Consider the following 22,527-nt stretch of genomic DNA (forward strand, 5'->3'; position numbering starts at 1 on the left):
TTGGATAAGACCAGCCTAGTTGCGCCGACTTGTTCCTCCTTGATTCATGTCAATCATATCAGTCACTTCGCTGCCAAATCAGCGGACATTAAAAGCCAGTTCCGGTCACCGTCATTCGTTTTTCCGGCAAATGGCAGGCTGCCGCGTATTGCAAAGCCACGGCTCCTGTAAAGCCGCACGGCCGGCGCATTGTCGCTTTCGACCACCAGCGAAGCCTGGCGGTATTTGCCGCCTTTCCCGCGGGCAAGACACGCATCGAGCAACATGCCCGCAATGCCCCTGCCGCGCGCTGCCGGATAAACGCCCAAGGCGTCGACGAACCAGTCGCCAACGGCCCGGGCGAACAGTTCAAAAACCGGAACAAAGGCCGGAAAGGTACTCTTGAAGTCGTCAACAGCATCCTCGCCTTTTTCCGCTTCATAGCCCGTGCAGCCACCGATGATCCTGCCGTCCTCTTCTGCCACCAGCGCATTCGGCCATCCGAACACGGCATGGTCATCGGCAAAACGCTCCCGGGCAAAGCTCAGGGGATCTTCCGCTTCGCCCCGGCCAACAGCCTGCTGCCAAAAGGCCAGCGACAACCCGTGGCTTGCCATGTTGTCAATGATGGCAAGATCGGCCGCATCGCGCCGCACTGCCGGGCGGATGGTGATTGCGTCTGCCGCCATCATCGCCTATCAACATATTGTGACGTTGGGTAATCAAAGCGAAAAACCGGTATGGAAGCGTTGCTGTCTCTCATATCCTTCTCCAACATCCTGGAACTGCCCCTTCTGGTCATGGTTCCAGGATTGCTGCTCATCCTTCTGTTCCTTGCACGCGGTGTAAGGGCGTTTTTGACCCTCAGGATCATCCGCGCCTTCACCAGTCTTGTCCTGGCCTTCGTCGTGACCGTCATCCTTTCGCAGGCAGGCGATGCCATCGTGCAACTGCTGGGGCTGGAAAACGAGCCCGGCCAGCAGTCGTCCATCACACCAGCATTCCCATCGGATTTTCGATATAGGACTTGAAGGCGGCCAATAGTTGCGCCCCCAGTGCACCATCAACGCAGCGATGGTCGGTCGACAGCGTTGCCGTCATCATGGTGGCAACCTGAACGCTGCCATCCCTGACGACCGGGCGCTGTTCGCCCGCACCCACCGCCAGAATGGTGGCATGGGGCGGATTGACCACCGCCGAGAAGTCCTTGACCCCCATCATCCCCATGTTGGAGACGGCCGTCGTGCCGCCCTGATATTCTTCCGGCTTCAGCTTTCTTTCCCTGGCTCTTGCGCCCATGTCCTTCATCTCGTTGGAAATTGCCGAAAGCGTCTTCAGTTCCGCCTTGCGCACAATCGGCGTGATCAGCCCGCCGGGAATGGAGACCGCAACGCCCACATCGGCATGCTTGTGCAGCACCATGTTTTCGTCGGTCCAGGAAACATTGGCCTCCGGCACGTCGCGCAGCGCCAATGCCAGCGCCTTGATGATCATGTCGTTGACCGACAGCTTGTAAGCCGGCTTTTCGTTCACCACCGGCGCTGCCTTGTTCAACTCGCCGCGCAGTTTCAGCAGCCCGTCCAGTTCGCAGTCCACCGAAACGTAAAAATGCGGGATGGTCTGCTTGGCTTCGGTCAGACGTTTGGCGATGGTCTTGCGCATGTTGTCGTGCTTGACCAGTTCATACGAACCTTCTTCGAAGAGCTGCAGTACCTGATCGCTGGACATGACAGGCGCCGCCGCTGCCCTGGGTGCGTCACCTGCTGCACCGGCGCTGCTTGCTGCTGCCTTGCCGGTTCCGTCCGCTATGGCAGCTTCCACATCGCGCTTGACCACCCTTCCATGGGGCCCGGAGCCGGATATCGCTGCAATGTCGAGGCCAGCTTCCCCGGCAATGCGCCTTGCCAGGGGAGAGGAAAACACCCTGTTCCCGTCCTGCCTGGCAGGTGCGCCAGCAGGCGCGGGGCTGGAGGGTGCCGGCGCAGGTGACGCAGCTTCAGCCTGCGCAGGAGCCGGCTTTTCCTCAGCCGGTTTTTCTTCCTTCTTGTCTGCAGATGGCGCAGGAGCAGTTTCGCCAGCCCCCTTGGCGGCCTCCGCCACATCCTCGCCTTCCTCGGCAAGAACGGCGATCACGGCATTGACCTTGACGTTCTCGGTGCCCGCATCGACCAGGATTTTGGCGACCGTTCCCTCATCGACCGCCTCGACCTCCATCGTTGCCTTGTCGGTTTCAATCTCGGCGATCACGTCGCCGGCGGAAACGCTGTCGCCCTCCTTGACCAGCCACTTGGCAAGATTGCCTTCCTCCATCGTTGGCGAAAGCGCAGGCATGGTGATGTTGATCGGCATCGTATGGTCTCCCTCACACGGGTAGTGTGTCGTCGTCGATTGGCGCATCGTCGAGATAGCGCCCATCGGACATGATGTGTTTTCTGGTGATCAGCACCCGTCCGTCATCGGCAGGCACAATCTCGGCAAGGCGTGTCAGGCGGCGGGTTTCCTCAATGGCCTTGATGACGGCCTCATCGGGTTCAAGCGCAACGTCATACAGCGCTTCCAGCCCGTCCTTCGTCACGGCGACCGTCAGGTTGCGGCCGTCCATCAGGACACATTCCGAAAGCCGGTCATACCGCGCGGACTTGATGTTGAGGCGCTGCACCATCTATCGATAGCTCACCGCCTTGACCGCCGCGACCACCTCGTCGACATTCGGCAGCGCCAGTTTTTCAAGATTGGCTGCATAGGGCATCGGAACATCCTTGCCGCAGATCGTCGTCACCGGCGCATCGAGATAGTCGAAGGCACGCTGCATCACCTGCGAGGCGATGTGATCGCCGACCGAAGATTGCGGGAAGCCTTCTTCCACCGTGACCAGCCTTCCGGTCTTCTGCACCGAGGCAAGAACGGTATCAAGGTCCATCGGGCGGATGGTCCGCAGATCGATCACCTCGCAATCAACGCCTTCTTCGGCAAGTTTTTCCGCCGCCTGCACCGCATAGGTCATGCCGATGCCGAAGGAGACGATGGTTGCGTCCTTGCCTTCGCGGTGAATGCGGGCCCTGCCGATGGGCAGCACGAAATCATCCAGCTTCGGCACTTCGAAGGATTGCCCGTAGAGGATTTCGTTTTCCAGGAAAATGACCGGGTTCGGATCGCGGATTGCAGCTTTCAGCAGGCCCTTTGCATCGGCTGCGGTGTAGGGCTGGATAACCTTCAGCCCCGGCACATTGCTGTACCACGCCGCATAATCGTGCGAGTGCTGGGCTCCGACACGGGCAGCCGCCCCGTTGGGGCCGCGGAACACCATGGGCGCACCCATTTGGCCGCCGGACATGTAAAGCGTCTTGGCGGCCGAGTTGATGATCTGGTCGATCGCCTGCATGGCGAAGTTGAAGGTCATGAATTCAACGATCGGCTTCAGCCCGGCCATTGCAGCGCCAACGCCGATACCGGCAAAGCCGTGCTCGGTGATCGGGGTGTCGATGACGCGTCTGGCGCCGAATTCGTCAAGCAGCCCCTGGGTGATCTTGTAGGCGCCCTGATACTCGGCGACTTCCTCACCCATGATGAAGACATCCTCATCGCGGCGCATTTCCTCTGCCATGGCCGTATTGAGCGCTTCGCGCACGGTCATGGAGACCATTTCGGTGCCCTCGGGAATGTCGGGATCGGCAGGAACGGGCCGGATCGCCGCAGCCGGTACACCGCTATCTGTCGAGGCAGCCGTGGCTGGAGACTCTGCAGGCTTTTCGGCGGGCTTTTCCTCCACTGCGGCTGCGGGCGCCGCGCTACCTCCGCCAGCACCATTGCCATCAGCCCCGCCACCATCAGCCCCCTTGGCCGCCTGTTCCACATCCTCGCCTTCCTCGGCCAGGATTGCGATCAACTCGTTGACCTTGACGTTTTCGGTGCCGGCTTCCACCAGGATTTTGGCGACCGTTCCCTCATCGACCGCCTCAACCTCCATGGTTGCCTTGTCGGTCTCGATCTCTGCAATCACGTCTCCGGCGGAAACGCTGTCGCCCTCCTTGACCAGCCATTTGGCAAGATTGCCCTCCTCCATCGTCGGGGAAAGCGCGGGCATGAGAATTTCTATCGGCATTGCGCGTCTCCCTTACAAAGTGATGCCGGTATAGAGCTCGGACTCGTCCGGCTGCGGATCGTTCTGGGCAAATTCAGCTGCCTTGGCGACGATTTCCCGGATTTCCTTGTCGACGGCCTTCAGATCGTCCTCCGTGGCCTGCTTTGCCTCGATCAGCCGCATCTTGACCTGTTCGATCGGGTCATGTTCGGCGCGCATTTTCTGGACCTCGTCCTTGGTGCGGTATTTTGCCGGGTCCGACATGGAATGGCCGCGATAACGATAGGTCTGCATGTCCAGAATGATCGGCCCCTCGCCCGCCCGGCACCATGCCGCCGCGATGTCGGCTGCCGCCTTTACCGCGCGCACATCCATGCCGTCCACCTGCATGCCGGGAATGTTGAAAGACGCCCCGCGCTGGGAAAAATCCGTCTGGGCAGACGCCCGGCTGACCGAGGTGCCCATGGCATAGCGGTTGTTTTCGATGACGTAGATGACCGGCAAATCCCACAGTTCGGCCATGTTGAAGCTTTCATAGACCTGGCCCTGATTGGCCGCCCCGTCGCCGAAATAGGTGACGGAAACATTGCCGTTTTCGCGGTACTTGTTGGCGAAGGCCAGGCCCGTGCCGAGGGGAACCTGCGCCCCGACGATCCCGTGCCCGCCATAAAAGTTCTTCTCCTTGGAGAACATGTGCATCGAGCCGCCCTTGCCCTTGGAATAGCCGCCCTGGCGCCCGGTCAACTCGGCCATGACACCAGCCGGATCCATGCCGCAGGCCAGCATGTGACCATGGTCGCGGTAGCTGGTGATGACCTGATCGCCGTCCGTGAGCGCCATCTGCACGCCGGTCACAACAGCTTCCTGGCCGATATAAAGATGGCAGAAGCCACCGATATGGCCCATGCCGTACAACTGCCCCGCCTTTTCTTCAAAGCGCCGGATAAGCAGCATTTCGCGGTAAGCGGCCAGGTCCTGATCCTTGGAGAATTTCTCCGGTTTCGGCGCAACCATCTTGGTCGGCGAATCCTTGGTGGTGGGGGTCTGCTTGAGTTTCGGCGCTTTTGTCGCCCGTGCCGGTCTGGCAGCCATCTTGTTCTCCCGATCCGAACCAGCAGACCGGGCAGCAAACTGCCGCGTTGGCGGCAAGAAGCTGTCCGTAGCCTGATGGCCAAACGCACAATGTTCAGGAAGGCCCGCCGGCTTGCCAATGCCTGGCGCCGGGCACCTCCCCGTCTCACGCTTCCCGTCCTGATAGCCCCGGCCGGAAAACCGTTGCCGATCAATGTTGATCGGCCAGGCCATGGCCCAGGGCCGCAACCCCAAACATATTCAATCAACTTGCACCAACAATCAACCACCGTTTTTGCCGGTTGGAAATTATACTAACTGACTATTTTTGTTGATTATTTTAGTTATTAACTGAAAACAGGTTAATTATGGAATGGGTTGAGTATTGCGGATTTCATGCCCCGGTCACGGAGTGCCCGGAAAGCCTGCCGGAGCACGCCAAACGAGATAGAATGACACACGGCCCGTGAAGAGAATGCAGCGGAACGGAAAGGTATGGAAATCAGTAAAAGATGATGAGTTCGTCGTCGCCGACATAGCCAAGTTGACTGCGGGCGACCTCATCAAGGGCATCGCGTTCAAGCGTGCCGACTGTCAGCTGAGTGACACGGTTGCGCAGCCGGCTGCGTTCATCGCGCAACTCCTCCAACTGGCGTTCGAGCCGCTTCGCCTCCTGACGCATTTCTTCCTTGGTGTAGATGGAATAGCGCCCGGTCTGGGCATGGTAGGCAAAGTAAAAAAGCAGGGAGAGGCAAAGGCCCGGAACAATCAGGCCATTTATCCGGCTTTTGCGCTTCTGACGCGTCGACATGAACTGATTTCCCGAATACGCTGGGAGTAATGAAACCGCAGACAGCCTATGCAAGCAGGCTTAAGGAAGGGTTTATTGTCGCAGCGGCGTCCAATTGGCGCGCGTGCCATCAGATTGGCGGAATGTCGGATTTGGATCAAAATTACCTAAATCGTTACCTTTTGGGCGCAGAGTAAGTTTATGGCGTGGTATTCGTATCTGAGACGTGGCGAGAATGGCGCTTCGGCGCTGCGGGGCGGTGATGCACCGCTTTCCCTGTCACAGGATGATTTGCAGCATGCCGCAGAACCGGCCCTTTCTGCATCGCCGGACAGCCAGCCTGATCCAAAGCAAGCAATGGAAAGCATGCCGGCCAATGACGAGCCCGCAGCAGAGATCGGCGAAACACCACCGATTGACACCCCTTCCCTTTCCGGCCTTGTGCTGGAGCCGGGCGCCCGGGGCCCCAAACATACCGGCCATAATCGCGTCGGCGGCGTTGCGCTGGCCCTTGGTGGCGGCGTTGCCAAGGGCTGGGCCCATATCGGCGTTCTCAAGGCGGTGGAAGAATACGGCCTGCCGGTCAAGATGATTGCCGGGACTTCGATCGGCGCCCTGGTTGGCGGTGCCTATCTGTCGGGCGTGATGGACGAACTGGAAGCCTTTGCCCGCTCACTGACCAAATCCAATGTGGTGCGCTATCTCGACTTTACCCTGCGTGGCAGTGGTCTGATTTCAGGCGCACGCCTCGCCGCCCGCATGGAAGAGCACATGTCGGACGTCTCCATCGAAAAACTGGACCGGCCTTTCGTTGCTGTCGCAACCGACATACGGAGCGGTCATGAAGTATGGTTGTCGGACGGGCCGATTGTTCCGGCCATCCGCGCTTCCTACGCCCTGCCCGGCGTCTTTACCCCGGTGCTGCACGGCGGCCGCCAATTGGTCGACGGCGCCCTGGTCAACCCTGTTCCGGTTTCCGTTTGCCGGGCCTATGAGCCGGATCTTGTCATCGCAGTCAATCTTGCCGGCACCGCCTTCGGCAAGGGGACGGTCATCCGCCAGTCCCACTATCAGCACCTGGAAGATGCATTTGCCGATGATGCCATTTCACAGGCCGCGCCCTGGTTTTCCTTCATGCATGCGAAAGGAAAAGCCAGCCAGCGGGAGAACCGCATTGGCGTTACCTCGGTGATGGTGGAAGCATTCAACATCATTCAGGACCGCATCGCCCGCGCACGGCTTGCCGGCGATCCTCCGGACTTCACAATCCGCCCCAAACTGAATGAAATCGGCCTGATCGATTTTCACAAGGCCGACGATGCCATCCGCCTCGGCTATGATGAGATGATGATGCGTCTGCGCGAACTGGAAGATCAGGGCGTGCTGGACCAGATCGTCAGCCTGTAGGCTGCATCAGCATACACACGATACTATCCCGCGATATACTGTTTGAGTTCCTCGGCCTCACGCTCTGCCTGCTCGATCTTGTGCTTGACCACGTCGCCGATCGAAATGATGCCGGCAAGCTTTCCGCCCTCGATGACGGGTATGTGGCGGAACTTGTTGCGGGTCATGATGCCCATCACTTCATCAATCGTGCTTTGCCGGTCGCAGGAAACGACCTTCTTCGTCATGCAGACGGATATCGGCTGATCGAGTGCATCCGCGCCCCTGGCTGCCACCTGACGAACGATATCGCGTTCTGAAACGATACCGCAGACTTTTTCATTGCCGTCGAGGATGACGATGGCACCAATCCGGTTTTCTGCCAGCGTCCTGGAAACGCTGCCGAGCGAAGCTTCCGGTTCGGCGGTGATGACGTTGTTGCCCTTGCCGGCAAGGATGGACGAAATGTTCATGGCGCGACCTCCATTTCCTGCATCCGCACGCAGCAAATGCTCTGCCCTATTGCAACGCCGAATCGGCAACAAATCAAGCAGATAACGTGCTGTTTTTGCGTTCAAACAGCGAAAAGCCGAATATTCCGGCGGCAAAACCGCCAATATGGGCATGCCAGGCGATGGCATTTTCAGAGCCCGGCACACCGACAATGCCGCTTCCGAACGCCAGATTCATTACCATCCAGACAATAAAGAAGACGACGAATTGCCGGTTGGTGAAGCTTTCGGCCAGCGACAATGCCGGAATATCATGGCGAAACCCTCGCCCTGCCCTGCCCGCAAGCGGATTGAAAATAAACCGCATGGCAGCCCCCATGTGACCCGACACGGCAGCCGATGCCCCGATCATCGGCACGAGCGCATCAGGATCAGCCAGATATTGAGCAAGCGCGCCACAGGCAGTGGCGAATACGGAAAGTGCCAGGAAACGAAAAGCCCCGAAACGCCGCGCCACCGGCGTGCCGAATGCAAACATCCACACAATGTTGACACCAAGATGCAGCCAGCCCCCATGGAGCAGACCGTATGTGACCGGGGTCCAGTATATCGCCTCGGGATAGGGGACCAGCGCGCCTGCCTGCCCGAACATGGCCGGAATGAATGCAAACAGCAGGATGATTTCGATGTTCTGTTCAGGTGACAGGAGCAGCACCCGCACGCAATGGATGGCAACCAGGACAACGGCCAGGGCTGTAACGGCACGCGGCAGGTTGAACACCGGTTCTGCTGCAGGTTCTGCCACAGGTTCTTGATGATCATTGTTCTGAAAGTCGGACAAGAAGCGCTCCGCATCGAAATGGATCGTGCAGACACTGCCTGCGGGGCAAACCCTAGTCAATCGCTGCAAACGCACCATCACAGCACATAAAAAACCGCCCGGACAATGCCGGGCGGTGGTCATGTCCCCCATGATACCCGTCCCACAACGAGTTCGAGGAATACCGAAGTTGTTACGTACGGAGCAAAAAATTCCGTCACGTGGATCGCAGTTGTGATCTCACATCCAGCGCGCCGGCGCAATCGAAACCATTTGTTAACCTTAATGTCAGGGCCGGGCGTTTGGACCGCCCTGTCCACAAGTCATTCGGCCCGGCCTGTCGCCTGACCGCTGCCCGGTCTGGCATGATCCCTGCTCCCTGGTGTGCGGGCCTCCCGGCTTTTTCGCCGGATGTCCGGCAATGGCACAACGCAACAGGCAGTAAAGCCTCCCCTGCGCGATGCCGTGTCACAACGAAAACACTGGGACGGGAAAGTGTATTGATATGAGACATGCCGCTACAAGGGAACTCTTCGGCTACTGGAACCGGCTGCGCGGGCACCGCAATGCGCCAAGGCGCGATGAGGTTGAACCAAGCGATATTCGCCTGCTTTTGTCTGATACCTTTATTCTGGAGGTCTCCGGCGCGCTCAAGACGATCAGCTATCGCCTGGCCGGCACCAGAATTTGTGCGATTTTCGGCCGCGAGTTGAAGGGATATGGCTACCTTGGTCACTGGAGCGAGCGTGACAGTTTTGACATTGCCCGTGTCCTGGCGAGGGTTTATCGCGACTTTGAGCCCGTGCTGGTCGTCATGCGCGGTACGACTGACAGCGGAAAACAGGCTGATTTCGAGGTGTTGTTGTTGCCTTTGGAGCCGATGCCCGATGGCAGCGCCCGCATCATCGGCATGGCAGTTAGCGAAAAGGACCAGTTCTGGCTGGGAACCGAGCCGATCACCGAATGCACGATTCGCTCCGCCCGCAGCATCGATCCCGCCGATGGACAGGAATCACCCGGTGAAAACTGGAAGGCCAATGAAGCGCCGCCCCTTTCGCCCCAGCTGACGCCGCCTGACGGTGTTTTCAACTATATCGAAGCGGTGTCGGAAACCGTCATCGCGCCCCATGCCAAAAAAGTCCGCCACCTCACGGTACATGAAGGCGGCAAAGAGTGATCGTCCAAATCCGTACATATCGTTGCGGGAAGTTTACCCAAACGGCCTGAAACGGCTGAAAAATTACCATTCATTAACCAGGTTGCTGCACAGTTCAGCGAAACGGTTCCGGCCGATTCCTGTTTTGCCTGTAACATCAGCCTGGTCATGACTGCGTTTGCAAAAAAAGAGATAGAATCCCTTCTAAGCGACACCGAGCGGGAGTTCTCGCGCGTCGACCTAACCTTGTTCGGCCGGTTCATGCTTGAAAACCGGCAGGAATATCCCTGTCAGGTTCTCAATATGTCACCTGGCAGTGCTGCGCTGATTGCACCGGTTTCGGGCAGTGTGGGCGAGCGTGTCATCGCCTATGTGGATCACGTTGGACGCCTGGAGGGCAAGATACTGCGCCTGCTCGAAGGCGGCTTTGCCATGAGCGTCAACGCAACCGAGCGCAAGCGCGACAAGCTGGCGGCAAAACTGACATGGCTCGCCAACCGCCACGAACTCAACCTGCCAGAAGATCGCCGCCACGAGCGCATCAGCCCGCGCAATGCTGCCGGCATCATCAAGCTTGAAGATGGCCGGGTCTATCAGGCACGCATCATCGACCTTTCGCTTTCCGGCGCCGCGCTGGAGCTCAATGTGAAGCCTGCCATCGGCACGGTGCTGTGGCTGGGCAGAATGCGTGGACGGGTCGTCCGTCATTTCGACGAGGGCGTGGCGATCGAGTTCGCCATTGTGCAGACGCGCGATTCCCTGGAAGAGTATCTCGGCCGCTGAGCGCAGCATCGGCGATATAAAGCCGTTACCAACTCCTTAGAATTTTAATCAAATCCATCTCAAACTTGCCGAAAACTTGCCTCTGATTTGAGGCAAACACGGTTCAAATGCACCCGCCGAAATTGGCTGGCGTGAAAGTTGTTTGTGTCAACCTGCCCTCGTTAACTGGGAAGGTGACACAAAATGACAAACATCAAAAAAGCCAAAAAATGGCTCCTTGCTGCAAGCATCGCTGCAGCAGTTTCCTCCGCCAGCTCTGCCGGTGCCGGCCAACAGGCCATCATGGAAACGACGGGCCTCACATCGCAACCCATCGGACATTACGAGTACTGCCAGGCAAACCGTTCAGATTGCCGCATCAAGGCGCGCAGCATGAAGCCGGAGCACTTAACGCGCGAGCGTTGGAGTGAGATGGTGGAAATCAACGCCTATGCCAACGCCACGGTAACACCGGTTACCGATATGGACTATTTCGGCGTGCCGGAAATCTGGAGCATGCCGGAAGCCTATGGCGACTGCGAGGATTATGCATTGCTGAAGCGCCGCATGCTGATGCAGAAGGGTTGGCCCGCATCGGTTCTGCTGGTCACCGTGGTGCGCCAGCCCAATGGCGACGGTCATGCGGTTCTTACCGTACGTACAGACCGGGGCGATTTCATTCTCGACAATCTGAATGAACGCATCCTGCCCTGGAACGAGACCGAATACCGCTATCTGAAACGTCAGGCGGCTGCCCATTCAGGCAAATGGGAAGGCATCGCAGACCGCCGCAACGCAAAGGCGCTCGTGTCCTCGGTTGGCTCCGTCAACCAGTAGCGCAAACCCTTCGAAGGTTGAGACAGATCCGGTCGTGTCCCCACCTTCCCCGTCCCAACGACCGGATCATGGGAGCCGTCAGCTGCATCACAATAGCAGCGGCGGCTCTCGCTTTTCTTGCCACGGATTCTCGTTCAACATTCACTGAGGCCGGCCGAAAACCGCTTTGCATTGGCGGCATAGTGTTCGGCGGATTGCCGCAGGCCCTCAATGGCAGCTTCATCCAGCTGGCGCACCACCTTGCCCGGCATGCCGACGACCAGGGAATTATCGGGAATTGTCTTGCCTTCGGGAACCAGCGCCCCTGCGCCGATCAGGCAGTTGCGGCCGATCTTCGCCCCGTTGAGAACGGTTGCCCCCATGCCGATCAGTGAGTTTTCGCCGATTGTGCAGCCGTGGATGACCGCGTTGTGGCCGATGGTGCAGCCCTCGCCGATATCGACGGGAAACCCCGGATCGGTATGCAATACGCAATTGTCCTGAATGTTGGTGCGGTTGCCGATGGTGATGGGTTCATTGTCGCCGCGGATAACGGCGCCAAACCAGATCCCCACCTCTGCGCCGACAATGACATTTCCAATCACCGCAGCGCTCGGTGCAACCCAGCTAAAGCCCGCCGTCCGGTCCGGTTCCACCCCGTCAAGCATGTATAGCGTCATGTTACTTCCCCGCCGGCCAGATGCCGTATGAAGCCAGGCAAATTCCGGATTTGCCGCGATCGCAAGGCCCGAACGCGCAAAAACCGAAGAGCACGTTCCTCTAACCGGGCCTCGGCGCAGCTCTTTATTGGAAACCACACCTAGCGCACAAGAAGGGAAACAAAAAGGGCGGTTTCCACCAAAACCACGCCGGAAAAGAAACTCCACACCGTTCCCAGCACGAGGGTCATGAAAAAGGCCGGGCTTGGCAGAAGGTTTTGCAACCAGAACCGAAGCCCGTAATGAACGAGAAAAAACGGCCCGGCAAAGGTACACAGAACCAGCGACCACATCTTGTCGAGCGGTGTTTCAAAGCTCAACACAACGGCTTGCGTTTCCTCACCGCCGTTCTGTGGCGATTGAATGGCCTGATGCAGTGCATTGAGCAGCCCGGCTGCAACGAAACCGGTGGCAATAACATAGACAATTGCGAGCATGGCGACCCCCTACTTTAACCATGTGTTTACCATCCTCCCAGCACTGTGCGGGCGGTGCAAGCACTACGCGCTGCTGATTCGGGAAAACTGAAAACATGGTTACGGCGCGCAGGCCCGCAGTGTGCCGCGTCACGAACCTGAATGCCTATACAGCCCAAGGGGAAAAATGATGGTCAGCACCGTGGAAGATGCCGCCAGGCTGTTGGGCAGAACGCACGAGCAGCGCTTCGACCGCCTGGTGCCCAGCTACCACCACAAACGCCATCAGGCCGCTGCGCCGGCAGCACAAGCCGATGCCAAAGCGTTGTCGCAGTCTTTCATGGTGTTGCTGGCCAAACTCGCAGCAGCCATGACGGCAGCAGCCGTAATCATTTTCGCCATGGCGTCCTATTACGGTGCCCTGGTCGCAAAAGGAGGGCATGAAACCGATACAACGCCGCGCCAGATCACAATCGCCAACGAAGTGCTCAATGTTCCGGCCAACATGATACGCTTCCGCAGCCAGCGCAATTCAAGCATGATGGAAAGGCTTGATCTTTATCTCCACTGGCCCACTATGGCGGGATATTCTGCCGGCAAGGCAGCAATATTCGACGATCTGAAGGCCGGTGCCCCGCTGCTGTTCATCTCCATCGAGCCGCGGGACATGACGACCGACATGTCGGGCCGTGTTTCCACCATTTACGAGAAATTCTTTGCCGGCCCGCCCATCGATGCCGGCCACGGACTGGTTCGGCGGGCGTTTTCTTCCGACAGCGCCTATTTCATGGAAGATCTGTATTACGAGATGGACAGCCCCTATCCGTTCGCTGCCCGCTGCATCCGCGAAAGCGACCGCATCGCCGCCCCCTACTGCATTCGCGACATTCACATCGGCAAGGATTTGATGGTCGGCTACCGCTTTCACGCCAATCTGATCGGCGATTGGATGGCACTGGACCGGGCCGTGCGCAAGACGGTTACAGGTTTTCTCGCCAGGGGGTGAAGGAAACCGGATAAACAGTCCGAGAAAAAATCAGTCGAGATCGACGTCGAGGATTGCCATGGAGAAGTTGTAGTCCTCGTCTTCGTCCTTGTAGATGACACCGAGAAACTCGTCTTCCTTGTACAGCTCGCAGGAATCGTCCTTTTTCGGCCGCGCGCGAACCTGCAGCAGGTCATTGCCGAACAACCGGCGGAAATAGGCTTGTAGCTTTCCGATTTCTTCAGAAGTCACCGCATTCTCCCCTTTTTTCGCTTCGCTGGAGCGTTGCCGGGTTCTGGCACAGAGCGCATTGACATGCAATCGCTTTGCGGCGGCAAGAGGCCTGCCTAAAAGGCCGGCATGTCGCCGGTCACGCCATCCGCATCCACTTCCGGCAATGGCGCACAAATGGGGTTCTGGTGGCTGTTCTGATCCATGCTGGAGGCGCATTCGGCCGAAAGGCGCGAAAGCTGAATGTTCGTTCTCAGGGGCAGAACGTAGCGGGCATCCTGGTTGGCGGAGGTTTCCAGATCCTGCAAGGCGATCCTGAGTTCAGCCAGTTCCCGCGCAACCATCAGATCTGCCTCATCGCCGTGGGCAGAAGAGCCAGCCAGCAGCACAAAGGCAGCAGCAACAGCAGTCTTGTAAAGGGTTTTCATGACGGGTCGTCTTTCCGCGTTCGCATCGGGGTAATGGGCGCAACCATAACCGATTGGCCGCTCACGCGGTCGCACATTCCCTCAACAATCCCGTGATGGGCCGTATCGAAAACGTGAAAACGGGAGTAAGGGCTGCCAATCCTGGCGGCAATCAGGGTTGCAATGCGGCAAGATTGCCGGGCGCAATCAGCCGGCTTCGGACTGCTCTGCCAGGATCTGGTCCATGCTGCGGGAAGGTTCTGCACAACCGGCCACGCCCACCACACGGCCCGGCACGCCGGCAACCGTAACGTTGCTTTCGACTTCCTTGATGACCATGGAGCCGGCAGCAATACGGCTGCACTTGCCGATGCGGATATTGCCGAGAACCGTCGCCCCTGCCCCGATCAGAACACCGTCATCGATCTTGGGATGGCGGTCGCCGGTTTCCTTTCCGGTTCCGCCCAGCGTGACGCCCTGAAGGATCGAGACATCGTTGCCGATGACGCAAGTCGCCCCGATTACCAGGCCGGTTGCGTGGTCAAGGAAGAAACCCCGGCCGATTTTCGCCTGCGGATTGATGTCGGTCTGGAAAACCTGCGAAGAGCGGCTCTGCAGATAAAGGGCAAAATCCTTGCGCCCATTGTACCAGGCCCAATTGGCCAGCCGGTGGGTTTGAATGGCATGGAACCCCTTGAAGTACAAAATGGGCTCAATCAGCCGGTCGCAGGCCGGATCGCGGTCGTAAACGGCCGCAATATCGCTGCGCAGAATGTCGCCCCAGTCAGGATCGGAGCGGTGCATGTCCTCAAACGACCGGTGAATGATATCGCCGGAAACCTCGCGATTGTGCAACCGCTCCGCGATACGGTGCGCCACGGCAGCCTCAAGCCCCGGCTGGTTCAAAATGGTCGAATAGATAAACGTACCCAGCATGGGTTCGCTTTCAACGATGGCCTTTGCTTCCCGGCAAACAGCTTGCCAAACCGGGTCCATGGAATGGATTTCGGCATTTGCCGGATTGGTTTGTGCGCCTTGTTTACCGCTCATCGGTTCGGCCTTTCCTTGTAGTTTCACAGGGGCCTGCCCTGTTTATCGACGGGTTGTTACAAAAGATGGTAGCACAGCTTTTTCAGATCAAGGATCAAATTTCCTTCATGCTGCAACGTGTACGGTTGAATGGAAGGTTCAACTGCACCTGCAACTATCGGCTGAGAAAGTCTCTGACGCCCTCTTTGTAGACAGGATCGCCGACCGCCCGCATGTGGTCGCGGCCCGGTATTTCCAGCAGTTCGCCATGGGGAATGAGATCGGCAATCACCTGTCCGGAACCGGCAATGTCGTCCTTCGTTCCAATGGCGACCAGCACAAAATTGGCGATCTTTTCAAAATCCTCTGCTGCAAAGACCTGCCGCACAGCGGTTACACACTCTGCCAGTGCGACAAGATCGCTTTTTGTCTGATCGGCAAACTTGCGGAACGCGCGTCCCCTGGCATCGCCCACATCAGCCAGCGAGGGCGCCAGCAGGGCATCGCGCACCGGGGTCCAGTCGCCGCTTCCCTCGATCATGCTGGCGCCATTTCCCGCCAGAACCGCCTTTGAAAACACCTCTCCATGATGCATCAAAAGCCAGGCGGAGATGCGTGCTCCCATGGAATAACCCATCACATGAGGCTTGTTCAGACCAAGATGGCGCACCAGCCCGATGGCATCCTTTGCCATCAGTTCGAGCGAATAGTCGGCGGAGTCGTGGAACTTCGTGCTTTCGCCATGGCCGCGATTGTCAAAGGCGATAACCCGGTAGCCTGCTTCGACAAGCCAGGTGACCCAGCCGGTATCAATCCAGTTGGCTTTCTTGGAAGACGCAAAGCCGTGGATGAGGAGAATGGCAGGCCCCTCCCCCTCATCCACATAGGCGATCTCTACGTCGTCGATCCGTGCGGTAGGCATTGAAGGTTCCCGGTGAAAAAGAGACTTGCGCAGAAGCTGCAAGGGGCTTGCAAGTGTTGGCATTTCTTTTAAAACGGGCCACAAAGCGAAACAAGGCAAGGCGTGCTGTTCCATGGCCGTATCGACCATCCCGCATTTCAAGAACGATGAAGGCGTTTCCCGGATCGCCATCGGGGTCAGGGAGTTCATGTGTTGCGGTGCCAGCGAGCCGCACGACCACCCTCACGTCTTTCTCGACATGGGAGATGACAGCGAGATCGTCTGCCCGTATTGTTCCACCCTGTTCACTTTCAAGAGCGGATTACCGGCCAATGGCAGCGAGCCGGAAGGCTGCCTTGTGGAAGCCGGACACTGACCGCCCGCGGGAAGCGCTGACATGGCTGCGAGCCGCTCCATAATTATCAGCGGGGCCGGTATCGCAGGGCTGACAGCAGCTTTGGCGTTTTCCGCCCGCGGATACCGTGTGGAAGTCCACGAGCGTTCCAGACAGATCGAGACGGCCGGCGCCGGCATCCAGCTCTCGCCCAATGCTTTGCGCGTCTTCGACAAATTGAATGTGCTGGAGGCCGTCAAGCGGGTTGCCAGCGCGCCGGACGGGATTCGCATTCTGACGGCAGACAGCGCAAAACAGATCAACACTGTTCCCCTCGGCAGCGCGGCGATCCGCCGGCATGGCATTGGCTATCTTACCATTCACCGCAGCGAGCTGGCACAAGCCCTGCTTGCTGCCTGCAACGATGATCCCGACATCACGATCCAGACCGGTTCTGCCGTTTCCGATGCTGTGGGCCATTCCAACGGCATCAGCGCCATGGTGACTCGCGGCGCTTCGGTAAACACCCATCGCGGCGCCCTGATGGTGTTTGCCGATGGTATTCATTCTGCCGGCCGCACAGAGGCATTTGCCCTGCCCGGTGCTGTTCACTCCGGCTTTGAAGCCTGGCGCGGCATGATTTCCGCCGACGCCTTGCCAAAAGGGTTCGATCTTGAAAACACGCAGCTGGTCTGGGGCACGGGTGCCCATGCCGTGTTGTATCCGGTGCGCAAGGGGCGCCAGGTCAATGCGATTGTCTGCATCCGCACACGCGACCGCAGCCAGATGCTGCCGCGCAAGGGCGACGCGGATGTGCTGCTGCAGCGCTTGCGCCGCTGGCACGGGTCGTTCCGCTCACTCTTCGGGGCGGTTGAAGAGTGGCCGGTATGGCCACTCCTGGCAATGCCGGCAAGGGGAACCTGGCATCATGGCCGGATGGTTCTGATTGGCGATGCTGCCCATGGCATGCTGCCGTTTGCCGCCCAGGGTGCTGCCATGGGCATTGAGGATGCCGAAGTCCTTGCTGCAATGGTTGAAAGACACGGCACCACGCATAAGGCGCTGGCACAATGGGAAAAGCTGCGCCGGCAGCGGGTGCGCAGGGTGGCGACGCTGGCCCATCGGAACGGGCGCATTTATCACATGGGCTGGCCTGGCAGTCTGGCGCGCAATGCGGTGGTATCGCTCAGCGACGGCGAACGGCTGGCAGAACGTCAGGCCTGGATCTATGACTGGAAGCCGTGATTTATAGGGTGCCGGGCAACAAGTGCGGGCTGTGCCGGCGCAGGGAGCGGATCAGGGAATGGGTGACCGGCGTCCACATACCGATCCTTATTCCGGCCGAATGCAATACATCTCCCACCCACTGATTGCACGGATTAAAGAGGTTGAAGTGCCCCGTGGCGTGAAAGAAGGCATCCCCCTGCCCGATGCTCGCGCCTTGAAGGTGGATGGGTTGCCCGTCGGCATTGGTAACAAAGCCTTCCCTGATGGCGGAAACCAGACGGCCATAGGTGGCGGCCGGCAGGTTGAGTTCAACAACATTGTCACCTGCCGATAGCGGCCCCATCGGCGTTACCCGCATGACGGGCTTATCGCCGCTGGCCGCTTGCCAGGTCGCCGAAAACGTTATGTCGCTGTAGTCTCCCGCGGTGGTGTAGAACGCGCGCGATCCCCAGCCAAAGGCGAGATAGCGCAAGCCCGGATGGTCGAGCGGCAAACCGGCTTCTTTCAGCCCGGGGAAATCTGTCAGTAATTCATCGCTTGCCGGCAGCGCAATATCGGCATGCAGCAGGCCGGTCACCAGATACACCGTGACAGGGCCCGGTTCGCCGGCATGGGCACGCACTGCCGGTCCATCCAGTTGTCTCGGGATCATGCCACCGGCAAGCGCCGCTGCCAGATACAGCGCCGGCAGCAAAACCGCCAAGGCAATCAGCCAGCCTGCGGTTTTAAGCAGGCCCGATGAAAGCCGCGCGGGTTTCAAGGCAATAGCCTGCGATTAGTGCAGGATCTGGCTCAGGAACAGTTTGGTGCGCTCGTGCTGGGGATTGTCGAAGAAGGCTTCAGGTTCATTCTGTTCGACAATCTGTCCCTCATCCATGAAGATCACCCGGTTGGCGACCTGGCGTGCAAAGCCCATTTCGTGGGTAACGCACAGCATGGTCATGCCTTCCTGGGCCAGTTCCACCATGGTTTCGAGCACTTCCTTGATCATTTCGGGATCAAGCGCCGAAGTCGGCTCGTCAAACAGCATGATGCGCGGGTTCATGCACAGCGAACGGGCGATTGCCACACGCTGCTGCTGGCCGCCGGAAAGCTGGCCGGGAAACTTGTGCGCCTGTTCGGGGATCTTGACCTTGGTAAGATAATGCATCGCGATCTCTTCGGCTTCCTTCTTGGGCATTTTGCGTACCCAGATCGGCGCCAGCGTGCAGTTCTCCATGATGGTCAGATGGGGAAACAGGTTGAAGTGCTGAAACACCATGCCGACTTCCCGGCGCACTTCGTCGATTTTCTTCAGATCGTTGGTAAGTTCGATGCCGTCAACGACGATCTTGCCCTTTTGGTGCTCTTCCAGCCGGTTGATGCAGCGGATCATGGTCGACTTGCCAGACCCGGACGGCCCGGCGATGACGATGCGCTCGCCGCGCATGACCTTCAGGTTGATGTCCTTCAGCACGTGGAAGTCGCCATACCATTTGTGCATGTCGGTGATTTCCACTGCCACATCGGTATCGGAAATCGTCATGCTGGAAGCAGCGGCCTTCTTCGCCTTTGCGGGCATGGCCGCGGCCTTGGCGGGGGTGGCGCTTGCTGCTTTCTTCGCCGGTGTGGCGCGTTTTGAGCGGACTTTCGGCGTGGTCGATCTCGATGCGGCGGCCTTGGCGGTTTTCCTTTTCGCCGGGGCTTTCCTGCTGCCTGCAGAAGAAGCCGAAGCCGCTTCCTTTGCATAGGCCTTGCACTGGCCAACCCAGTTGTCACGCTCGATGCGGCCCTTGAAGTTCAGAAAGTCGTCCACATACTCGACTTCCGGCTTGGTCCATTTGGCGATCTGGGCAAATTTGTAGATGCCCATGCCGTTGAGCACGCCTTCAAGTTTCGGCCCCACGCCGGAAATGCGCTTTAGGTCATCAGCCTGCTTCGGCTTTGCCATGCGCGGCGGCTTCTTGGTCTTGGGAGCCGGTTTTTTGGTGCTTGCTTTTGCCATCTGGGTCTCACCCTTTTTGTGTTTTCCGGTTCGGGCCGCGGCCCGTGTTAGAACTTTCTTCCCGTGCCCATCCCTGGTGACGGAACACCGCCGTTAGCGGTGCCCCGTATCAAGCCGGCGTTCCATGTAGTTGGAGTAGCGGGCCATGCCGTAGCAGAACAGGAAGAAGATGAAGGCGCAGAATATGTAGCTGGTGATTGCCTGAACGGGCGTTGCCCAAAGCGAGTCCGAGTGGCTCAGATTGATCATGCCCAGAAAGTCGAGCAGGCCGATGATCGATACCAGCGTGGTGTCCTTGAACAGGCCGATGAAGGTGTTGACGATCCCCGGGATGACGATCTTCAGCGCCTGCGGCAGAATGATTTTCTGCATCATCTGCCAGTAGCTCAGGCCAAGCGCCATGGCGCCTTCATACTGGCCCTTGGGAATCGCCTGAAGTCCCCCGCGCACCACTTCCGCCATGTAGGCGGCAGAAAACAGCGCAACGCCGATGAGCGCCCGCAGCAATTTGTCGAAGGTAACGCCATCGGGCAGGAAGAGCGGGAGCAGCACCGAGGACATGAACAGCACCGTGATCAGCGGCACCCCGCGCCAGAATTCGATGAAGACCACCGAAAGCAGCTTGACCACCGGCATGTCGGAGCGGCGGCCAAGTGCCAGCGCGATGCCCAGCGGCAGCGAAGCGGCAATACCGGTAACCGCAATGACCAGTGTCATCATGAAGCCGCCCCATTGTGGCGTTTCCACAAATGTCAGGCCGAAATCGACGGAGGCAATAAACAGCACCACCCCCAGCAGCCCCATGCAAATGAGGGTGAGGATGATCGGCCGTCTGGAATCCCCATCCATGCCGCGCACGATGAAATGCACGACCGCACAGATGATGGCCGTCAGTATCAGGTAGTCGACCCAGAACTTCAGTTCAGAATCCGCCATGATCGCGCCAGGCAGCAGAAAGCCGTTATAGCCGATATTTCCGCCGGTCAGCAGGATGAAGGCCACCAGCGGGAAAATACCCAGCATATAGATGATGGTTTCCCGCTTGAACGGAACGCTGGGGATCAGCATGGGAATGAGCCCGGCGAAGAACAGGATGAATACCAGGATCGGACGCCATAACTCGGGGTCGGGGTAGCGGCCGAAAATGAACTGCTTGAAATAGGCGCCGATATAGGGCCAGCAGGCCCCCTTCCAGCCCTCATACAGTTCACCGCCCTGATTGATGTCCGAACAGGCCAGCCGGTCCGTGCCTGACCACACGGCGTTGAAAATCGTGAAGTTCAATACGCCGGGAAGGATCAGATATAAAAGCCACAGCGCAAACAGGGTCAGCAGCGTGTTGAACCAGCCATTGAACAGGTTCTTGCGCATCCAGCCGATCACGCCGACTTCGGATGCGGGCGCCGGCAGGGGCTCAACCAGCTGCTCGCGCACATAGGCAATTTCAAGAGCGCCGGCCTCGGCGCGGTGCAGTGCAGTTTGGGAATCGGTGTCCGACATGATCTTCCTCCCTTACCGTTCCACCAGCGCCATTTTGGCGTTGTACCAGTTCATGAACATCGACGTTATGAGCGACAAGGCCAGATAGGTCAGCATTGTCATGAGCAGAATCTCCACAGCCTGCCCGGTCTGGTTCAGTGCCGTTCCGGCAAAAACCGCCGTCAGATCGGGATAGGCGATTGCCACCGCCAGTGACGAGTTTTTCGTCAGGTTCAGATACTGGCTGGTCAAGGGCGGGATGATGACCCGCAGCGCCTGGGGAATGATAACCAGCCGCAACGCCGGGCCGGGCCGCAGGCCAAGCGCGTAGGATGCCTCCGATTGCCCCTTGTTGACCGCCAGAATACCTGCCCGGACGATTTCCGCGATAAACGCCGCCGTGTAGGTGGAAAGCGCAATCCACAGGGCAATGAATTCCGGGATCACCTGCATGCCGCCGCGCGGGCCGAAATTACCTGCAACCGGGTATTCAAAGGATACCGGCATGCCGGTCAGCAGATAGGCAAGCAGCGGCAGGCCCAAAATGAGCCCAAGTCCAGTCAGGAAGATCGGAAACTGCTGTCCGGTCGCCATCTGGCGCTTGTGCGCCCAGCGGCCGATGAACCAGGTGATCGCGATGCCCGCAAGGAAGGCCCAGAATATCCAGGAAGCCCCAGCTGCGAAAACAGGTTTGGGAGCGTACAGCCCGGCAGCATTGAGCTGTCCGACGAAACCCAGATCAATGGAATCGCGCTTGCCGGGAAGCGTCGCCAGAACCCCCTTGTACCAGATGAAGATTTGCAGCAGCAGCGGGATGTTGCGCAGGATCTCCACATACCAGTAGGCGATTTTGGCAATAACCCAGTTGGATGAAAGGCGCGCAACGCCAACCAGAAAACCGATAATGGTGGCGAAGAAAACACCGAGAACGGCCAGGATCAGCGTATTCTGAAGCCCGACCCAGTAGACCGTCCCGTAGGTGGACGTCTCGGTATATTCGATGAAGGGCGAGAAGTTGAGGCCAAAACCCGCTGCCCTGTTGAGGAAGTCAAAGCCTGAAGCAATCCCGGCCTTGGCCAGGTTGATCGCGGCATTGTTGACCATGTTGTAGATGAGCCAAATGATGAAGATCAGCAATGCTGCCTGGACGATCCCGCCCCGGACCTTGGGATTGTTCAGCAGTGCAACCTTTGGCTTTTCATCTATCGAATGCGTTGAAACGACTTCGCCAGACATGTTCCCCTCGCTCATTGGGCCCCAAATCGTGCCCGGTAGCCCGCCGCAAAACCGGCCTGGCATCTGCCAGGCGCCTTGCACACGGCGTTTCCCCCGATTGGCCTGCGGGCGTTTTTGAAAGGCCCGTCTGCACCAACAAAATTCTGTATCAAAATTGCTTTGTCCGGTTTTCCATCCGGCCTTTTGGCCAAACCCCGCCGTTCACGGTTTGGCAAAAAGGTCGAAGCGCCGGCACATAGGACCAGTACACAGGAAAAGGCCGGCCC

Annotated in this window: 26 protein-coding genes and 1 pseudogene; 8 read left to right on the forward strand and 19 right to left on the reverse strand. The window is 58.6% G+C overall.

Annotated features, from left to right (window positions below):
• Positions 1–62 precede the first annotated feature (62 nt).
• A complete protein-coding gene (locus BVL55_RS07445) occupies positions 63–671 on the reverse strand; it encodes a GNAT family N-acetyltransferase (RefSeq protein ID WP_083649431.1) in 609 nt (202 codons plus the stop codon).
• A 48-nt stretch (positions 672–719) separates the two neighbouring features.
• Here BVL55_RS07445 and BVL55_RS07450 point away from each other — a divergent pair, with 48 nt between their 5' ends.
• On the forward strand, positions 720–1,010 hold the full coding sequence (locus tag BVL55_RS07450; RefSeq protein ID WP_075996356.1) for a hypothetical protein: 291 nt from the start codon (positions 720–722) through the stop codon (positions 1,008–1,010).
• Here the strand turns inward: BVL55_RS07450 and BVL55_RS07455 are convergent.
• From BVL55_RS07455 to BVL55_RS07475, 5 genes are all read right to left on the reverse strand, one after another.
• Entirely contained in the window at positions 970–2,328 is a 1,359-nt protein-coding gene (locus tag BVL55_RS07455) for a pyruvate dehydrogenase complex dihydrolipoamide acetyltransferase (protein WP_075996357.1), read from the reverse strand. The genes BVL55_RS07450 and BVL55_RS07455 overlap by 41 nt on opposite strands.
• A gap of 13 nt (positions 2,329–2,341) precedes the next feature.
• Entirely contained in the window at positions 2,342–2,641 is a 300-nt protein-coding gene (locus BVL55_RS07460) for a hypothetical protein (RefSeq protein WP_075996358.1), read from the reverse strand.
• Complete coding sequence (locus tag BVL55_RS07465) at positions 2,642–4,081, reverse strand: pyruvate dehydrogenase complex E1 component subunit beta (RefSeq protein WP_075996359.1); 1,440 nt, start codon at positions 4,079–4,081, stop codon at positions 2,642–2,644.
• A gap of 12 nt (positions 4,082–4,093) precedes the next feature.
• A complete protein-coding gene (gene pdhA, locus BVL55_RS07470; RefSeq protein WP_075998001.1) occupies positions 4,094–5,074 on the reverse strand; it encodes a pyruvate dehydrogenase (acetyl-transferring) E1 component subunit alpha in 981 nt (326 codons plus the stop codon).
• 559 nt (positions 5,075–5,633) lie between these two features.
• Positions 5,634–5,942, reverse strand: coding sequence for an FtsB family cell division protein (locus tag BVL55_RS07475; protein ID WP_075996360.1), 309 nt, complete (start codon positions 5,940–5,942; stop codon positions 5,634–5,636).
• 345 nt (positions 5,943–6,287) lie between these two features.
• On the opposite strand from BVL55_RS07475, the gene BVL55_RS07480 reads away from it, so the two are divergent.
• Positions 6,288–7,328 carry a patatin-like phospholipase family protein gene (locus tag BVL55_RS07480; protein WP_083649645.1) on the forward strand — a complete coding sequence of 347 codons (1,041 nt, stop codon included), beginning with the start codon at positions 6,288–6,290 and terminating at the stop codon, positions 7,326–7,328.
• A gap of 23 nt (positions 7,329–7,351) precedes the next feature.
• On the opposite strand, the gene BVL55_RS07485 is transcribed toward BVL55_RS07480, so the two are convergent.
• Together BVL55_RS07485 and BVL55_RS07490 are read right to left on the reverse strand one after the other, a co-directional pair.
• Entirely contained in the window at positions 7,352–7,780 is a 429-nt protein-coding gene (locus tag BVL55_RS07485; RefSeq protein WP_075996361.1) for a CBS domain-containing protein, read from the reverse strand.
• Between the two features lie 73 nt (positions 7,781–7,853).
• Positions 7,854–8,600: a rhomboid family intramembrane serine protease gene (locus BVL55_RS07490; RefSeq protein ID WP_075996362.1), complete on the reverse strand. Its 747-nt coding sequence runs from the start codon at positions 8,598–8,600 to the stop codon at positions 7,854–7,856.
• Between the two features lie 484 nt (positions 8,601–9,084).
• Here BVL55_RS07490 and BVL55_RS07495 point away from each other — a divergent pair, with 484 nt between their 5' ends.
• The 3 genes from BVL55_RS07495 (at position 9,085) to BVL55_RS07505 (ending at position 11,334) form a co-directional block, all read left to right on the forward strand.
• Positions 9,085–9,756 carry a PAS domain-containing protein gene (locus BVL55_RS07495; RefSeq protein ID WP_075996363.1) on the forward strand — a complete coding sequence of 224 codons (672 nt, stop codon included), beginning with the start codon at positions 9,085–9,087 and terminating at the stop codon, positions 9,754–9,756.
• 147 nt (positions 9,757–9,903) lie between these two features.
• Positions 9,904–10,518: a PilZ domain-containing protein gene (locus BVL55_RS07500; RefSeq protein ID WP_075996364.1), complete on the forward strand. Its 615-nt coding sequence runs from the start codon at positions 9,904–9,906 to the stop codon at positions 10,516–10,518.
• 183 nt (positions 10,519–10,701) lie between these two features.
• Positions 10,702–11,334, forward strand: a complete 633-nt coding sequence (locus BVL55_RS07505) for a transglutaminase-like cysteine peptidase (protein WP_075996365.1) — start codon at positions 10,702–10,704, stop codon at positions 11,332–11,334.
• 134 nt (positions 11,335–11,468) lie between these two features.
• On the opposite strand, the gene BVL55_RS07510 is transcribed toward BVL55_RS07505, so the two are convergent.
• On the reverse strand, positions 11,469–11,993 hold the full coding sequence (locus BVL55_RS07510; protein ID WP_075998003.1) for a gamma carbonic anhydrase family protein: 525 nt from the start codon (positions 11,991–11,993) through the stop codon (positions 11,469–11,471).
• A 140-nt stretch (positions 11,994–12,133) separates the two neighbouring features.
• On the reverse strand, positions 12,134–12,469 hold the full coding sequence (locus tag BVL55_RS07515) for a DUF6949 family protein (protein ID WP_075996366.1): 336 nt from the start codon (positions 12,467–12,469) through the stop codon (positions 12,134–12,136).
• 169 nt (positions 12,470–12,638) lie between these two features.
• On the opposite strand from BVL55_RS07515, the gene BVL55_RS07520 reads away from it, so the two are divergent.
• The gene (locus BVL55_RS07520) at positions 12,639–13,454 is read left to right on the forward strand and encodes a hypothetical protein (protein WP_075996367.1); all 816 of its coding nucleotides are present in this window, start codon (positions 12,639–12,641) and stop codon (positions 13,452–13,454) included.
• A 30-nt stretch (positions 13,455–13,484) separates the two neighbouring features.
• On the opposite strand, the gene BVL55_RS07525 is transcribed toward BVL55_RS07520, so the two are convergent.
• The 4 genes from BVL55_RS07525 to BVL55_RS07540 form a co-directional block, all read right to left on the reverse strand.
• Positions 13,485–13,685 carry a DUF3126 family protein gene (locus BVL55_RS07525; protein WP_075998004.1) on the reverse strand — a complete coding sequence of 67 codons (201 nt, stop codon included), beginning with the start codon at positions 13,683–13,685 and terminating at the stop codon, positions 13,485–13,487.
• Between the two features lie 95 nt (positions 13,686–13,780).
• Positions 13,781–14,092 carry a hypothetical protein gene (locus BVL55_RS07530; RefSeq protein WP_075996368.1) on the reverse strand — a complete coding sequence of 104 codons (312 nt, stop codon included), beginning with the start codon at positions 14,090–14,092 and terminating at the stop codon, positions 13,781–13,783.
• Positions 14,093–14,278: 186 nt separating this feature from the next.
• The gene (gene cysE, locus BVL55_RS07535) at positions 14,279–15,121 is read right to left on the reverse strand and encodes a serine O-acetyltransferase (protein ID WP_075996369.1); all 843 of its coding nucleotides are present in this window, start codon (positions 15,119–15,121) and stop codon (positions 14,279–14,281) included.
• A 154-nt stretch (positions 15,122–15,275) separates the two neighbouring features.
• Complete coding sequence (locus BVL55_RS07540; protein WP_075998005.1) at positions 15,276–16,022, reverse strand: alpha/beta fold hydrolase; 747 nt, start codon at positions 16,020–16,022, stop codon at positions 15,276–15,278.
• Between the two features lie 112 nt (positions 16,023–16,134).
• Here BVL55_RS07540 and BVL55_RS07545 point away from each other — a divergent pair, with 112 nt between their 5' ends.
• Both BVL55_RS07545 and BVL55_RS07550 read left to right on the forward strand, forming a co-directional pair.
• On the forward strand, positions 16,135–16,377 hold the full coding sequence (locus tag BVL55_RS07545; protein WP_075996370.1) for a zinc-finger domain-containing protein: 243 nt from the start codon (positions 16,135–16,137) through the stop codon (positions 16,375–16,377).
• 21 nt (positions 16,378–16,398) lie between these two features.
• Positions 16,399–17,580 carry an FAD-dependent monooxygenase gene (locus tag BVL55_RS07550; protein WP_075996371.1) on the forward strand — a complete coding sequence of 394 codons (1,182 nt, stop codon included), beginning with the start codon at positions 16,399–16,401 and terminating at the stop codon, positions 17,578–17,580.
• Position 17,581: 1 nt separating this feature from the next.
• Here BVL55_RS07550 and BVL55_RS07555 read toward each other — a convergent pair whose 3' ends face one another.
• The 5 genes and pseudogenes from BVL55_RS07555 to BVL55_RS07570 form a co-directional block, all read right to left on the reverse strand.
• Positions 17,582–18,322 carry a TIGR02117 family protein gene (locus BVL55_RS07555; protein WP_075996372.1) on the reverse strand — a complete coding sequence of 247 codons (741 nt, stop codon included), beginning with the start codon at positions 18,320–18,322 and terminating at the stop codon, positions 17,582–17,584.
• A gap of 15 nt (positions 18,323–18,337) precedes the next feature.
• Entirely contained in the window at positions 18,338–19,087 is a 750-nt protein-coding gene (locus BVL55_RS07560; RefSeq protein ID WP_156892603.1) for an amino acid ABC transporter ATP-binding protein, read from the reverse strand.
• 261 nt (positions 19,088–19,348) lie between these two features.
• Positions 19,349–19,546 (reverse strand): annotated as a pseudogene (locus BVL55_RS17360) (NADH dehydrogenase subunit E); the annotation flags it as partial.
• Positions 19,547–19,639: 93 nt separating this feature from the next.
• Positions 19,640–21,046 (reverse strand): amino acid ABC transporter permease, encoded by a 1,407-nt coding sequence (locus BVL55_RS07565; RefSeq protein WP_083649434.1) that lies wholly within the window; start codon positions 21,044–21,046, stop codon positions 19,640–19,642.
• Between the two features lie 12 nt (positions 21,047–21,058).
• Entirely contained in the window at positions 21,059–22,261 is a 1,203-nt protein-coding gene (locus tag BVL55_RS07570) for an amino acid ABC transporter permease (RefSeq protein ID WP_075998008.1), read from the reverse strand.
• Positions 22,262–22,527: the final 266 nt, after the last annotated feature.

Source organism: Salaquimonas pukyongi (genome assembly GCF_001953055.1).
GTDB lineage: Bacteria > Pseudomonadota > Alphaproteobacteria > Rhizobiales > Rhizobiaceae > Salaquimonas > Salaquimonas pukyongi.